We start from the raw sequence: 14,780 nt of genomic DNA on the forward strand, positions 1-14,780 counted from the left end.
TTGCGTCCTGTTGGGGGCGGAGGCAGTGAAGCGCGAACTGTCGACGCCAAGGTCAGACAAGGTGCTGATTTGCTTCACAAACCTGTTGCCAAACTGCGTGCAGGGGTGATAGGTTTACGCCTCTTGCGACAAACCCCTCCAGCCATTTTGGCTTATTTGCCAAGACCTTACGTGCCGACAGCTCGTCTTCGAACTCCGCGAAGAGGCAGGCGCCGGTGCCGGTCATTCTTGACGGCGCGTATTCTAGCAACCAGCTAAATGCCTTGGCAACCTCAGGGTAGTCGTTTTTCACGACCATTTCGCAATCGTTTTTCCATGATCCCGCTCTCAGTTCTTGCCATGTTCGCTTCGGCGTCTCTCTTGGCAGTTGAGGATGCTGAAAAATCAAGGCAGTAGAAACATGTACCTGCGGATGGAGAACCAGATACCATTTTTCATCCACCTCGACTGGTTGCAACTGTTCGCCCACACCTTCGGCAAAGGCGCTGTGTCCGCGGACAAATACCGGCACATCGGCGCCCAACTGCCGTCCGAGTTCGGCCAGCGTATCCAGATCATAGTGCAGCCCCCACAAGTGGTTGAGGGCAACCAGGGTGGTGGCGGCATCGGATGAGCCGCCGCCGAGGCCTCCGCCCATCGGCAGGCGTTTGGTCAAGTGGATGTCGGCCCCCAGTGGGCACTTACTTAATTGCTGCAGCAGACGGGCCGCTTTGTAAATCAGATTTTGTTGCACGGGTACGCCATCAATATCGGGGCTAACGGTGATGCACCCGCTGTCATGGATGTCGAAAGTCAGTTCATCACTGTAATCGAGCAAGACAAACAGCGTTTGCAGTTCATGATAACCGTCGGCACGCCGGCCATTGATATGCAAGAACAGATTGAGTTTGGCCGGAGCCGGCCAGATTACTGGTTGATTTGCCATTCGTTGATCGCCAGTTTGATACGAGTTTGTGGGCCTTGCAGGTTGATGGCGGTGGGCAGTAACCAGAGCCGTGTGCGGGCATAATCCTGGTAGCTTAGCTGCCAGTCGCCTTGCTGCAGACGGGTAATCCGCCCATCATCGCCAGTCTCGAACGTGGCCTCACCGGGCAGCCCCTTGATCCAGACCGGTAGCTGCTTGATGGGGATCGGCCAGCCGGTGAGGCGGTAAACGAGCTCGTCGCTGTCTTCTCCGGAGTGCTGGACGCCATCGCGGTCTATGATGGTGACACGGTTGTCGCGTTTATGCAGTTCCAGCAACGTGGTGCCCACTATGGTGGTCAGGATTAGATCATAATCCTCACCCTGCTGTTGCCAGTTCAGACGGGCCGATCCCTTTTCCTGTGCCGTGATAATGGCCAGTTTGCCACTGAGCTGCCAATGCTGAAGTTGTTCCAGCGATTCACGCTGGCCGCGCCAGACCGCTTCGTTGTAACGGCCATCGCTGGCTTGCTGGACACAGCCTGTCAGCACTGCGACCAGCAGGATAATCGTAACGCGCAATAGGGATCGCATCGGATGCTCGGTGGTGATCAATCGGGCGGTCAGTATAGGCGTAGCCCGTTTGCTTTCAAAGCCTCGTGCTTTTTGAGTAAAATGAGTGCCCTTTTATCGGAGGTGGTTAGCTGCCATGTCGTTTTTTGTTCTCGGCCTGAATCACAAGACGGCCCCGCTCTCCTTGCGTGAGCGGGTTGCATTCGGCCCGGAGAACATTCATCTGGCATTAGATGAGCTGCGTCAGCAGCCTGGGATCCAGGAAGCCTGCATACTGTCGACCTGTAACCGCACCGAGTTGTATTGCGTCGTGACAGAGGGCCATGAAGGCCGGGTGCGCGACTGGTGGCAACGTCATCGGCATGTGCGTGGCGACGAACTCTCCGGCTGCCTGTACCAGCATCAGGACGACGAAGCCGTACGCCATTTGATGCGCGTTGCCTGCGGGCTGGACTCCTTGGTATTGGGTGAGCCACAGATTCTGGGGCAACTCAAGCAGGCCGTGGATCTGGCTCGACAGCACGGTGGGCTCAAGGCATTGCTCGGCCGGTTGTTTGAGCGCAGCTTTTCGGTTGCCAAACGCGTCAGGACGCAGACAGGCATCGGGGCTCACGGCGTCTCGGTGGCCTTTGTCGCGGTGTCGCTGGCGCGGCAGATCTTTGCCAACATGAGCCAGACCAAGGTGTTACTGATTGGTGCCGGCGAGACGATCGAATTAGCCGGCCGCCATTTGCACGCCTTGCAGGTGGGGCGCATGACGGTGGCCAATCGGACGCTGCAGCGGGCTCAGGCGATCGCCGGGGAATGGGGCGCCGAGGTGATCACGCTGGATGAAATTCCCGAGTGCCTGGTGGATACCGACATGGTCATCACCTCGACGGCCAGCCCGTTACCGTTACTCGGCAAGGGGCTGCTGGAGCGGGTGTTGCGTCTGCGCCGCCATAAGCCGATGTTGCTGATCGATTTGGCGGTGCCCCGTGATATCGAGCCGGAGGTGGGCGAGTTGTCGGATGCCTATCTCTACTCGGTCGATGATCTGCAGGACATAGTGGCGGAAAACCAGTCGGCACGACAACAGGCCGCCAGGCAGGCGGAGTTGTTAATCGGTGAGGAGCGGCAGCGTTTCATGAGCTGGTACCGAGCCTTGCCGACCCAGGAGCAGATCCGTCGTTACCGTGATCAAGCGGCAAGCTGGCAGCAAGATGAGCTGCAGCGCGCTTTGCAACTGTTGCAGCAAGGACAGGCTCCCGATGCCGTGCTCAACGAGCTGGCCCACCGGCTGACCAATAAATTACTTCACGCTCCGACCGAGGCGTTGCGCCAGGCCGGAGAATCAGGGGATCGCGAGACGCTGGCCATCTTGAGCCAGGCGTTAGGAATCGATTCTCGACCCAGCGTCGAACCTTGACGCCCAGCGAGTGGATCAGACATGAAAGAATCAGTGATCAGGAAACTTGAAGGCCTGCAGGAGCGCTATGAAGAAGTGCAGGCCCTGCTCGGTGAACCCGATGTGGTCAACGATCAGGAACGGTTTCGCAACCTGACCAGGGAATATGCACAACTAGGCGATGTGGTCGCCGGCTTCCTGCGCTTCCAGCAGGCTACGGCCGATCTGCAAACGGTACTGGAAATGCTCGATGGCGATGATGCCGACATGAAAGCCATGGCGCAGGATGAGCTTGCCGACGCCAAGGCGGCAGTGGAGAGCATAGAGCAAGAGTTACAGATTCTGCTGCTGCCCAAAGATCCCAATGATGACAATAACTGTTTCCTCGAAGTGCGTGCCGGTACTGGCGGGGATGAGGCGGCGATTTTTGCTGGCGACCTGTTCCGTCTCTACTCCCGTTACGCTGAACGCAAAGGCTGGCGAGTCGAAATCGTCAATGCCAATGAAGGCGAACATGGCGGCTTCAAGGAAGTGATCGCTCGCTTCGAGGGGGAAGCGGTCTATGGGTTGCTGAAATTTGAGTCCGGTGGTCATCGTGTGCAGCGGGTTCCGGAGACCGAGTCGCAGGGGCGAATCCATACCTCTGCCTGTACCGTCATGGTATTGCCGGAGGTTCCGGAGTCCCAGGCTCCGGAGATCAATCCAGCCGATCTGCGGGTCGATACGTTTCGGGCCTCAGGCGCGGGTGGGCAGCACATCAACAAAACCGATTCGGCTATCCGTATCACGCACTTACCGACAGGCCTGGTGGTTGAATGTCAGGATGAACGTTCGCAGCATAAGAACCGCGCGAAAGCCATGGCGGTGCTGGCGGCGCGCCTGGCGCAACTGGAAGAGGACAAGCGGCGCGCCGAGGAGGCGAATACCCGGCGCAGCCTGTTGAGCACGGGTGATCGTTCGGATCGGATCCGTACCTACAACTATCCGCAAGGCCGCGTGACGGATCACCGTATCAATCTGACACTCTATCGTCTGAATGAGGTGATGGAGGGTGATCTCGATACCCTGGTGCAACCGATAGTGCAGGAGTATCAGGCCGATCAGCTAGCCGCCCTGGCGGAAAGCAACTGATGCGCATCGATGCGGCACGACAGGCATTACGGACGCAGTTAGCCGCAGGCGAGTCGCCTGCCGCCGATGCCGACTGCCTGTTGTGTTTTGTACTCGGTGTAAACCGCACCTGGTTACGGACCTGGCCGGAGCGGGTACTCACTGATGAGCAGTGGCAACAGCTGCAGGCGTTGCTGGCGCGGCGTCTGGCTGGTGAACCGATTGCCCACCTGCTGGGGGAGCGAGAGTTCTGGTCGCTGCCGTTGCGGGTCAATGCCAGCACCTTGATACCGCGCCCGGATACTGAAGTACTGGTTGAGGAGGCATTGGCCTGTCTGCATGGGCGTGTGTCCCCCCGGGCGGTGGATTTGGGAACCGGCACCGGTGCTATCGCATTGGCGCTGAAGTCCGAACGGTCAGATCTAGAGATGTGGGCGGTGGAATACGCCGATGGCGCCTGCGCGCTGGCAACAGAGAATGCAACCCGGTTAGCGCTCACTCTCGAACTCCGCCAGGGCAGCTGGTTTGAGCCGCTGCATGGTGAGCGCTTCGATATTATAGTGTCGAACCCGCCTTACATCGATGCGGCCGATCCCCATCTGCAGCAAGGCGATGTGCGCTTTGAACCGCGCTCTGCACTGGTTGCCGCCGAGCAGGGTCTGGCAGATCTGCACCACCTGATCGAACTGGCACCTCGGCACCTGGTCGCGGGGGGATGGTTATTGCTGGAGCATGGTTGGCAGCAGGCCGATGCGGTACAGGCGTTATTTGCTCGGCGCGGATACCAGCAGATCCGTACGCGACACGACTACGGGGGGCAACCGCGTGTCACCCTGGCCTGCTGGCCGGGGGAGCAAGCATGAATTTTTACCCGACCATCGATGTGGAGCAGATGGAACTGGCGCTGATGGTGGCCGAAGATTTGCAACCTGAGCAGGCGCCGTTAGTTCCCGGCTTGCTGGCGTTGCGCCAGATCCGGGCTTCGGTGGTCGAGCAGATCAGTGTGCAGCAGACAGAAGCGGCGCGGATTGAACAACTGGGCCGCATTTTTTATCAAACCCTGGGTTTTGCCGTCGATGACGAGGGTTATTTCCACCCGGACAATTGCTTGCTCTCTTTGGTCTTGCAACGGCGGCGAGGCAACCCGCTGACTCTCGGTATTCTGCTGCTGCATCTGGCTCGCACGCTGGAGATACCCGCTGACGGTATCTGTTTCCCCGGCCAGTTCTTGCTGCGCCTGGGCGCCGAGGCCAAAGCCGTGATCCTGGATCCGCTGGATGGTCAACACCTTGATCGACATGGATTGGAATGGCGGTTGCGAGGCGTACAGGGTAATCTGGCGCGGTTGACGGCTGACCATTTGCAGGGCGCATCGCAGACCGCTATTTTGCACCGTTTGCTCACGGTGGCAAAAGGCAGTTATCTGCAAGCCAGATTATTGCCCCAGGCGTTACGCTGCAGTGAGTTGTTGCTCATCCTGCACCCTGATGATCCTTATGAAGTCCGTGACCGCGGCCTGGTTTACCAGCAACTTGAGTGTGACCAGCAGGCGGTCAACGATTTACAGTATTTCATTGCGCATTGCCCAACCGATCCGGCTCGTGGGCTATTACAAGAACAAGTGACGCGTCTGCAGCAGCGGGCGCCGACCACCTTTCATTAAGCGGAGAACGCGAATGCAAAAAGTTGTGCAGTTAAATGGCCTTCAGGTCGCCAACGACCGGCCATTTGTGTTGTTCGGTGGCATGAATGTGCTGGAGTCTCGCGACTTGGCCATGTCCATTTGTGAAACCTATGTCTCGGTGACGCAAAAACTGGGCATCCCGCTGGTATTCAAGGCCAGCTGGGACAAGGCGAATCGCTCTTCCATTCACTCTTATCGTGGCCCTGGCCTCGAGGAAGGGTTGAAAATTTTCCAAGAGCTGAAACAGACATTCGGGGTCTCCTTGATTACCGATGTGCATGAACCATGGCAGGCTAAGCCGGTGTCGGAAGTGGTAGACGTCCTGCAGTTGCCGGCATTTTTAGCCCGCCAGACCGATTTGGTCGAAGCGCTGGCTCGTACGGGCAATGCCATCAACGTCAAGAAGCCGCAGTTCCTCAGCCCTGGGCAGGTTAAAAATATCGTCGAGAAGTTTGCTGAGTGTGGTAACGAACGGGTTATTCTCTGCGAGCGAGGCGTCAATTTTGGTTATGATAACCTGGTGGTCGATATGCTGGGTTTTGGGGTCATGAAGCAGGCCAGCCAGGGGGCTCCGGTAATTTTTGATGTCACCCATGCCCTACAGTGCCGTGATCCATTGGGCGCGGCATCCGGTGGTCGTCGTGAACAGGTGGTTGAACTGGCGCGTGCCGGCATGGCGGTCGGTCTGGCCGGTCTCTTCATTGAATCGCACCCGGATCCGGATGCGGCGCGTTGTGATGGCCCCAGCGCGTTGCCATTGGCCAAGCTTGAGCCTTTCTTGCGTCAGATGAAGGCGGTGGATGAGCTGGTCAAAGGGTTTGAGCCACTCAATACCCAATGCTGAGCGAGACAAAGAGAACAAGAAAAGCCCCGGGAGACCGGGGCTTTTTATTAGGCTCAATGTGTAACCGGTTATTGGGATTATTATCGGGAGGGACCTCCCAAGACATCCATGGCTGGATGAGGGGAGGGGATTAACGCTCGTAACGGAAGTAATACTGGCGTGTGGCCGGAGTACTATACCGCTCGTCCGTTTCCTTATTGCTCAGCAGCGTGCTGACATTCTTGAACAGGTTTTTCATGGTGACTCTCCTCTAAGGTATCTGTACAACGAGATGATGTGTGATCCATCTCACGTTTTATGCTATCGGTATCACCCTCGTTACTCAAGTGAAATTTTTGTTAAAGCATATGATTTATATATGAAATTGTTTTCATTTTGCCGTATCCGGTTTCATTGGTTGATTATATTGTGAACTAAATATATGTGATGCAGATCACACTGCGTGGAGAGTGGCTTTCCGACTGGGTTTGGCTCCATTTGAATTCTATTCAAAGCCGGGTGAGCGGCATCAGGCTTCCGATGGAGAGTGATGGAATCGATGAGCAGAACGCAGGTTTTGCGACAATGCATTCGCGCCGCAGCGGGGCATTAGATAGTGGAAACTGTATTCAGCGAAGTGTCGCCTGGCTTGTCGTGGTGCCTGATCGGCGATAGTCAGGCCTGTCGTCGTGCGGTGTTGTTCTGGAGCCCTGGGGGCCTGGTGCTGTTCACGCGCTTGGCGTGAGGTATTGCAGATTAACGTTCGTACTGGAAAAAATAATGCCGTGTGGCAGGAGCATAATTGATGCGCTTGGCCAGCAGTTGGGCATTCCAGTGTTGCAGCATGTTTTTCATTGCATTACTCCTTGGCGCGGGTGTCCGGATTAACGTTCGTAGCGGAAGAAATACTCACGGGTAGCCGGGGTATAACGTTCGCTGCTGTTCTTGCTGAATACATTTTTGATGATGTTTTTCATGGTCATATCCTCTTGGTTCGGTTTGGGTGAGGCGGTAATTCTGTGATGTGCCTCACGAATCATGCTAGTGATCCAGCTCACATTGATCAAGCAGATCTTGCAAAAAAGTCATTGTTTTTATTATGAATTCGTTTTCAAAGCGATGTAACCGGCACCATTTTTGATGTGATCTAGATCGCAAAACGTTTTCATGCTGACAGCAGGGGGTGACGACACAAAGAGCGCAGAGTGCAAGCGGAGGTGAGCAGCTTGCCGAGGGGGGTGTTACGCCATGGCCGCCAGTTGTTGTGCGGCTGGCTTGTGTGTCCGCGTGGAAAAGCGCTGTGTCAATTTGCTGTAAATCAGCAAGCGGGCCTGGTTGTCGCTATACATAGCCAATCTCGGTTTCAGTGATACAATTGCGCGCATACTAGTCATAAGTGTGATGGAGATCAACTTTTGCGGCGCGAAATGGTCTTGCCTTTTCATGAAAGGCTTTTCCTGTTTCGGGTAAAGGTGGCGCCGAGCCGCTATGGCGGGATTTCGCTGGTCGGCACAGTGCCGGCTATCTATAATCCGCGCCATTAGAAAAAGTTATGCGATGCTGCTATGCCAAGACGACTTCCTCCATTGAATGCACTGAAAGCTTTTGAAGCCGCGGCTCGTCACCTGAGCTTTACTCGCGCAGCTGAAGAGCTGTTTGTCACCCAGGCGGCAATCAGTCATCAGATTAAGGCGCTGGAGGAGTTTCTTGGGATCAAGCTGTTCCGACGTCGCAACAGGACGCTGTTGTTGACCGAAGAGGGGCAGAGCTATTTCCTGGATATCAAGGATATTTTTGGCGCCATTGCCGATGCCACCGATAAATTGGTGGCCCGGAGTGCCAAAGGGTCATTGACAGTGACCTTGCAACCAAGTTTTGCCATTCAGTGGTTGGTGCCCCGGCTGGTCAGATTTAGCGAACGTCATCCCGAGATCGATGTGCGTATAAAAGCAGTGGATATGGATGAGGGTTCGCTCAGCGACGATGTGGACGTCGCCATCTATTATGGCCGCGGAAGTTGGCCTGGATTACGCAGCTACAAACTGCATACCGAATACCTGATGCCGGTCTGTTCTCCGTTGTTGTTGGCCAGTGGTCGGCCTTTGCGGCAACCCGCGGATCTGGCTTGGCATACCCTGTTGCACGATGGTTCACGCCGCGATTGGCACAACTGGCTTAAAGAGGTCGGCATTGATCTGCCGAATGTGAATCAGGGCCCCATTTTCAGTCACTCCAGCATGGTGATACAGGCGGCGGTGCATGGGCAAGGGGTGGCATTAGGGCACAGTGTGCTGAGCCAGCCCGAGATCGAGGCGGGACGTCTGGTCTGTCCCTTCGAGCAGGTATTAGTCAGCAAAAATGCCTACTATCTGGTATCTCAGGAAGCCCAGGCGGAACAAGGCAAGATTGCCGCATTTCGTGACTGGATGCTGGAGTTAGTCGAACAAGAAGAGCAGCTGCGCCGCCAACGTCTGGCGCCGTTGGGTCCAGAAACCGTTTAATGGCAGTGCGTGCGTCACTGCGGAGGAAAGAATGAATCATCTGCTGTTTTATTGCCGCCCTGGTTTTGAGAAAGAGGTGGCGGCCGAGATCCAGGACAAGGCGGTTGCGCTCGAGTGTTTTGGCTTTTGCCGCATCAAGGATAATTCTGGCTATGTGATTTTCGAGTGCTACGGCGCCGAAGATGCCGACAAACTGGCTCGTCGCCTGCCGTTTCGCGAGCTGATATTTGCACGCCAAATGCTGGTGGTGACTCATGAATTACAGGAGCTGGATCTGGCTGACCGGATTACCCCTATCCTCGAGGCCACGGCAGGTTACAGTGTCTGCGGTGAACTGCGGGTCGAGACACCGGATACCAATGAGGCCAAGGAATTAACGACCTTTTGCCGCAAATTCAGCGTCCCGCTGCGTCAGGCATTGCGCCAGGCCGGCAAACTGACGCGTGAAGAGACCCATCGTCGGCCAGTGTTACACCTGTTGTTTCTGGCAAACGACAAGGTGCTGGTGGGCTACTCCTATACTAACAATAACTCTGTATTCCATATGGGGATTCCGCGTCTGAAGTTCCCAGCCGATGCCCCCAGTCGCTCAACGCTAAAGCTGGAGGAGGCATTTCATGTCTTCGTGCCACAGGAACAGTGGGATGTGCGGCTGACCTCCGGGCTCAATGCGGTCGATCTGGGAGCTTGTCCTGGTGGCTGGACTTATCAGTTAGTGCGGCGTGGCATGATGGTGACTGCCGTCGACAATGGACCCATGGCCGAATCCCTGATGGAGACGGGCCAAGTCAAGCACGTGCGTGATGATGGATTCCGCTACCGTCCGGCGAAGAAGAATACCTACTGGCTGGTGTGTGACATGGTCGAGAAGCCGGCGCGGGTCACTCACCTGATCGCATCCTGGTTTCAGGATGGCTTGTGTCAGGAGGCGATGTTCAACCTCAAACTCCCGATGAAGCGGCGTTATCAAGAGGTAGAGCACAATCTGGATATGCTGCGTGAGTGGTTGAGTGGGCTGGAGGGTGAGTTTGTGATTCAGGCCAAGCAGCTCTACCACGACCGTGAAGAGATTACCGTACATGTCTTTGACCAGCGCCAGCTGACGCGGCGCCTCTCCGGCTCGATTCAGTGACGTTAAGAGGCCCGCAGCTTGCGGGCCTCATGATAGCGCGGTCACGGTCGTTTACCAGGGTAATGCTTTGCCGTCATAGGACAGGAACTGCCCACTCAGCTGCGCCTGGGGTAATTCCAGTGTCTCGAGTATCGCAACGGCGCTCTCATCTGGCGCTATGGTGGCGCCTTCACCGCCCATTTCTGTCTGTACCCAACCTGGATGCATGGCGAGCACGCGAATGCCATCTCCTGCTAAATCCATGGCAAGATTTCGCGTCAGGGCATTCAGCGCCGCTTTGCTGGTTCGATACAGATAGTGGCCCCCCTCTTGATTGGCGCCGACAGAGCCCATAATGCTGCTGATGCAGAGCAGGGTGCGCCCCTCGCTATCCTTGAGATTCTGAAAGAACGTTTCGGCCAGACGCAGACTGGCCATGGTGTTGATGGCAAAGACCTCCCCCCAGAGATGGTAATCGGTTTCGCCAAAGCCCTGCCTGGAGGGACCCAACACGCCTGCATTCGAGATCAACAGATCGATCGGCACTTCGCCAACGGTATGTTTGAGTGCCAGGAACTCCTCGCCCCGGGTGACATCCAACTGGTGAATGGCGAGCTGCGGATAGATGTCGCCGAGTTGGTGTAACGCTTTGGCGTGGTACGGATCGCGACAGCAGGCAATCACCTTGTCATCCCGCCGCAGACAGCTGTGGGTGAGGGCCAGTCCGATGCCACGGTTGGCACCGGTAATCAGCACAGTCTGACTCATACGACCTCCTGTAGCGCTGGCCTGCAACCTCAAGCAGGCTGGCAAGGTGGATAGCGAATGGCTCTTAAGTTAAAGCCTAGCGGAATATCCTGACGCAAGCGCACTAAAGTTTGCGCCAGCAAGGCGGCGTCTCGAGATTGCTGAACTTTGGTCAACAGCTTGTCTCCTTCCGGCGGTGCTGTCAGCAAGGCGGCCAGCGAACCATGGCGCTGCAGCAGTGTCTGTGCGCTTTTCGGTCCAATGCCGTTTACTCCGGGGATATGGCTGCCGCTGATGCCGGTTAATGCCCAAAAATCGACTAATTGATGTGCCGTTACGCCAAATTGTTGCTCAACGAAGGCATGATCCAACCAGCGACGATTGAAATAGTCGCGAATGGCGATACCGGTTGGCAGTAATTGGCAAAAGCCCTTGTCCGTCGAGATCAGCGTGACTTGCTGTTGTCGGTCCGTCAGCCTGGCGCTGAGGGTCGCAACCAAATCATCCGCCTCCTCATCCTCTGTGAGCAGGGAATCGACACCGCACTGCCACAGCGTGGCTTGCAGGTCGGTCATTCCTTCTGCCAGGGCGATGGGCATGGCACTACGGCCAAGCTTGTAATCAGGGTACAACTTATGTCGCCAGCTGGGCGCTGCGCCATCGAAGACGGCAATGGCATGTGTCGGTTGCACTTCCTCCAGGATGGTTTGCACCGTCCGTTGCAGTCGCTGCCGGGTGGCAAGCAGCTGGGCACGGCTGTCGCTCTGTTCCGAGGCCAGCGGGGCATGCAAACGGCGAATCAGGTTCAGGGCATCGAAAATCAGCAGGTGGGCCATGGTGATAAAGGGGCTCTCGACGAGCCCGTACTCTATTAACGGATAATCTCGTAGCAGGGGATGTATTCACTGCCGGGTAGTTTCATGCGTCCTTGAGCGACAAAGTTCTTCAGTAATTTGTCGATCAATTTCATCAAGGCCTTGTCGCCATGTAACTGGAAGGGGCCATGTCGCTCAATGGCTCTTAGCCCCCCTTCCTTGACGTTGCCGGCCACTATTCCCGAGAAGGCGCGTCTGAGATTGGCGGCCAGCTGTTCCGGCGGTTGCTCCCAATGCAGGTTTAAGCCGGCCATGCTGTCGTGATCCGGCTCGAATGGTAACTGGAACTCGGGTTCAATCTTCAATGACCAGTTAAACGAGTAGGCATCGCCGGTGGCCTTGCGGTGTTCGCGTACTTTCGGCATTGCCTGTTTCATCGTCTGGGCCACGGCGACGGCATTATCAATGATGATCTGATAGTGACGGGTTGCCTCTTCGCCGAGGGTCTGCCGAATGAAGTGATCGAGGGTCTCGAAATAATCGGCACTCTCTTTGGGCCCGGTGAGGATGAGCGGCATCGGCTGATGAGCATTTGCCGGATGCATACGAATACCGAGGATGTACAAGAGCTCCTCGGCAGTGCCGACGCCACCGGGGAAGATAATGATGCCATGGCCTAGGCGCACGAAGGCCTCCAGACGCTTCTCGATGTCTGGCATGATCACCAGCTCGGTGACAATGGGATTGGGCGGTTCGGCCGCAATAATTGAGGGCTCGGTCAAGCCGAGAAAGCGGCCCTGATGGTAGCGCTGCTTGGAGTGACCGACCGCGGCCCCCTTCATCGGGCCTTCCATGGCACCGGGACCACAACCGGTGCAGATGTTTAGCTCTCGCAACCCTAGCTCGCTTCCTACCTCGCGGGTGTACTGGTATTCAGTCGGGTTGATGGAGTGCCCTCCCCAACAGACGACCAGGTTCGGCTCTTCGCCGGAGCGGATCACGCGCGCATTGCGCAAGATAGAAAAAATCCAGTTAGTGACATGCACCGAGCTGGTCAGGTTCAAGGTGCTATCGGCATCCATACGGTTGCTGACATACAGAATATCGCGCAGTACGGAGAACAGATGCTCCTGGATACCGCGGATCAGCTCACCATCAACAAATGCACTGGCAGGAGGATTGAACAATTCGAGTTTGACGCCGCGTTCACGCCGGATGACGTTGATATCGAACGAACGGTTCTTTTCCAGGATTTCTTTGGAGCTGTCGGTGTGGCTGCCGCAATTGAGCACGGCCAGCGAACAGTTGCGAAACAGCTGATACGTGGCTCCGGAAGCGGCCTGCTTCAGTTGGTCGACTTCCAGCTGACTCAGTAATTCCATACTGCCGGCTGGATTGACATAGGTAATCATTTGAACCCCCTGGTACTGCCTGTTGTTGTGTTTATGATGCCGGGGAAGTGGTGGCCCCACGTCAACATAGTCGTGCCGGCCTTAAAAAAAGTCGAGCCGCAACCGCGGCCCGAGTCAGTTTGTGCTGCCTATACCACTATGATGCGATCTCTGCCGCCATTCTTGGCATCGTAAAGGGCACGATCGGCGCGCTCAAACACCTCGGTGGGGGTGTCGCCTTCACGGAACAGGCTGGTGCCGATCGAGATGGTGATTTCCACCTTATCATCCTTGAAGCGGAACGGTATGCCTTTGACGACGCTGCGCAGCTTATCGAGCGGGGCCAGCATGTTGTCGGCATCCGCCCCCGGTAGCAGCACGACAAATTCCTCTCCGCCATAACGGGCGATAAAATCTGTCTCGCGCAAGGTGCGGCTCATCGCACGGGCGATCACTTTGAGCGCCTTATCACCCGCCAGATGACCGAAGCGGTCATTGATCGATTTGAAGTGGTCAATATCCACGATCGCCAGACACAAAGGCGTCTGATAACGCAACCAGCGTTTGTACTCCAGCTCTACCCGCTCATCAAATGCGGCGCGGTTAAAAACCTGGGTCAGGCTGTCCAGCAAGAGCTTGTGCTTTTGCTGGGCCATGCGCTTCTTGTATTCGCTGGTCTCTTCGCGCATCAGGTTGAGCTTGTTCTCCATCGCGCCGAGCGACTCAATCAGATGAGCCTCTCGTTGCATCAACTCGTTACGCTCCAGCAGCAGTGCCTGCAGGTGTTGTAGGTTGACACGGATGCTCTGTTTTAATTGCTGCAGGTTGGACTGGCTGTCGAGTTGCAAGCTTATATCGTCCAGCCGGGCGTGGATTTCATTGCCATGCCGATGGTGTTGCTCATGCAGGTCCCGGCCTTGATCCAGTGATTCGGTGATGCGCAGGTGAACGGCATTCAGACTGTCATTCAGGCTGGAAAGGAAAAGATGCGACTCCCGGCGCTCTTGACGGGCACCATCGATAATCAACTCGACAAGGCGTAGACAGAGCTCAGGCAACTGACTGAAATCGACGCCGGTCAACAGCTGATGACGTATCTCTGCCAGGTCATCACCGGTTTTGCCGGTAAAATCGAGCTCGGTGATCAGGCGTTGCAATTCATCGCACAGCCGTTGACGCAACTGTTCATCACAAGCGGGTTGCGGCGGCTCAACGGCGACAGCTTTACCATTGATAGGGCGTAACAACAGCGCGCGCATCGATTGCTGGTACAGTTCCAGCAATCTGGCTACCTGACGCTGATGTTCGGCGATGGCGTAGGGTTGATCCTGATTCAGAAATTCGCGCACTTCCTTGCGGATCTTGTCCGGGATATCTTTGGTCCCGGTCAGGTGACGGCCACCTTCCTTTAGCGTATCTCTTGTGACGCGCAAGGACTCTTCCAGCGCGACAGCGTGATGCTGTAACAAGCGCTCTATCGCCTGGATCTCTTCGGCCAGTTGTCCCAGCGGAACTTGATCTTCAAAGCGTTGACGCAGGCGGGCCAGTTTGTTGTCCAGCTCGCGATCATGTCCGCGACATGCCTGCGTCAACCTGTTGATAAAAGAGATCGCCAAGGTGCGCTCGGCATCAGACTGTTCAGCTAGCAAGCCAAGTTCCAGTTCCTTTTGCTCGAGTCGTTCCCTGAGTTTGGTGAGTTGCCCAGCTACGGCATTTACATCATTCATCAATTCTA

Annotated in this window: 14 protein-coding genes; 7 read left to right on the forward strand and 7 right to left on the reverse strand. The window is 56.1% G+C overall.

The window, feature by feature from the left end; all coding sequences use genetic code 11:
* Positions 1-52: 52 nt before the first annotated feature.
* Positions 53-925, reverse strand: coding sequence for a 4-(cytidine 5'-diphospho)-2-C-methyl-D-erythritol kinase (gene ispE, locus ACFOSS_RS15570; protein ID WP_377154308.1), 873 nt, complete (start codon positions 923-925; stop codon positions 53-55).
* Positions 907-1,497: a lipoprotein insertase outer membrane protein LolB gene (lolB, locus tag ACFOSS_RS15575; protein WP_377154310.1), complete on the reverse strand. Its 591-nt coding sequence runs from the start codon at positions 1,495-1,497 to the stop codon at positions 907-909. Before lolB ends, ispE begins: the two co-directional genes overlap by 19 nt.
* A 115-nt stretch (positions 1,498-1,612) precedes the next feature.
* Here lolB and hemA point away from each other — a divergent pair, with 115 nt between their 5' ends.
* From hemA to kdsA, 5 genes are read left to right on the forward strand one after another with little or no spacing between them, the layout of a single operon-like run.
* On the forward strand, positions 1,613-2,884 hold the full coding sequence (gene hemA / locus ACFOSS_RS15580) for a glutamyl-tRNA reductase (RefSeq protein WP_377154312.1): 1,272 nt from the start codon (positions 1,613-1,615) through the stop codon (positions 2,882-2,884).
* Between the two features lie 21 nt (positions 2,885-2,905).
* Positions 2,906-3,994, forward strand: a complete 1,089-nt coding sequence (prfA, locus tag ACFOSS_RS15585; protein ID WP_377154314.1) for a peptide chain release factor 1 — start codon at positions 2,906-2,908, stop codon at positions 3,992-3,994.
* The gene (gene prmC / locus ACFOSS_RS15590; RefSeq protein WP_377154316.1) at positions 3,994-4,836 is read left to right on the forward strand and encodes a peptide chain release factor N(5)-glutamine methyltransferase; all 843 of its coding nucleotides are present in this window, start codon (positions 3,994-3,996) and stop codon (positions 4,834-4,836) included. The genes prfA and prmC overlap by 1 nt, the downstream gene beginning before the upstream one ends.
* Entirely contained in the window at positions 4,833-5,636 is an 804-nt protein-coding gene (locus ACFOSS_RS15595; protein WP_377154318.1) for a SirB1 family protein, read from the forward strand. The genes prmC and ACFOSS_RS15595 overlap by 4 nt, the downstream gene beginning before the upstream one ends.
* 13 nt (positions 5,637-5,649) lie before the next feature.
* Positions 5,650-6,501: a 3-deoxy-8-phosphooctulonate synthase gene (gene kdsA, locus ACFOSS_RS15600; RefSeq protein ID WP_377154320.1), complete on the forward strand. Its 852-nt coding sequence runs from the start codon at positions 5,650-5,652 to the stop codon at positions 6,499-6,501.
* A 1,220-nt stretch (positions 6,502-7,721) separates the two neighbouring features.
* Here kdsA and ACFOSS_RS15605 read toward each other — a convergent pair.
* Complete coding sequence (locus ACFOSS_RS15605; protein WP_377154322.1) at positions 7,722-7,925, reverse strand: hypothetical protein; 204 nt, start codon at positions 7,923-7,925, stop codon at positions 7,722-7,724.
* Between the two features lie 120 nt (positions 7,926-8,045).
* Here ACFOSS_RS15605 and ACFOSS_RS15610 point away from each other — a divergent pair, with 120 nt between their 5' ends.
* Together ACFOSS_RS15610 and rlmM are read left to right on the forward strand one after the other, a co-directional pair.
* Positions 8,046-8,981 carry a transcriptional regulator GcvA gene (locus ACFOSS_RS15610; protein WP_377154324.1) on the forward strand — a complete coding sequence of 312 codons (936 nt, stop codon included), beginning with the start codon at positions 8,046-8,048 and terminating at the stop codon, positions 8,979-8,981.
* A gap of 31 nt (positions 8,982-9,012) precedes the next feature.
* Positions 9,013-10,113: a 23S rRNA (cytidine(2498)-2'-O)-methyltransferase RlmM gene (rlmM, locus tag ACFOSS_RS15615; RefSeq protein WP_377154326.1), complete on the forward strand. Its 1,101-nt coding sequence runs from the start codon at positions 9,013-9,015 to the stop codon at positions 10,111-10,113.
* Positions 10,114-10,164: 51 nt separating this feature from the next.
* Here rlmM and ACFOSS_RS15620 read toward each other — a convergent pair whose 3' ends face one another.
* The 4 genes from ACFOSS_RS15620 to ACFOSS_RS15635 form a co-directional block, all read right to left on the reverse strand.
* The gene (locus ACFOSS_RS15620; RefSeq protein WP_377154329.1) at positions 10,165-10,860 is read right to left on the reverse strand and encodes an SDR family oxidoreductase; all 696 of its coding nucleotides are present in this window, start codon (positions 10,858-10,860) and stop codon (positions 10,165-10,167) included.
* A 29-nt stretch (positions 10,861-10,889) separates the two neighbouring features.
* On the reverse strand, positions 10,890-11,675 hold the full coding sequence (gene xni, locus ACFOSS_RS15625) for a flap endonuclease Xni (RefSeq protein WP_377154332.1): 786 nt from the start codon (positions 11,673-11,675) through the stop codon (positions 10,890-10,892).
* Positions 11,676-11,710: 35 nt separating this feature from the next.
* Positions 11,711-13,066, reverse strand: a complete 1,356-nt coding sequence (gene ppnN, locus ACFOSS_RS15630) for a nucleotide 5'-monophosphate nucleosidase PpnN (RefSeq protein ID WP_377154334.1) — start codon at positions 13,064-13,066, stop codon at positions 11,711-11,713.
* 128 nt (positions 13,067-13,194) lie between these two features.
* Positions 13,195-14,772 (reverse strand): GGDEF domain-containing protein, encoded by a 1,578-nt coding sequence (locus tag ACFOSS_RS15635; RefSeq protein WP_377154336.1) that lies wholly within the window; start codon positions 14,770-14,772, stop codon positions 13,195-13,197.
* Positions 14,773-14,780 lie beyond the last annotated feature (8 nt).

It is taken from the genome of Pseudaeromonas sharmana (assembly GCF_042649925.1).
Lineage (GTDB): Bacteria > Pseudomonadota > Gammaproteobacteria > Enterobacterales > Aeromonadaceae > Pseudaeromonas > Pseudaeromonas sharmana.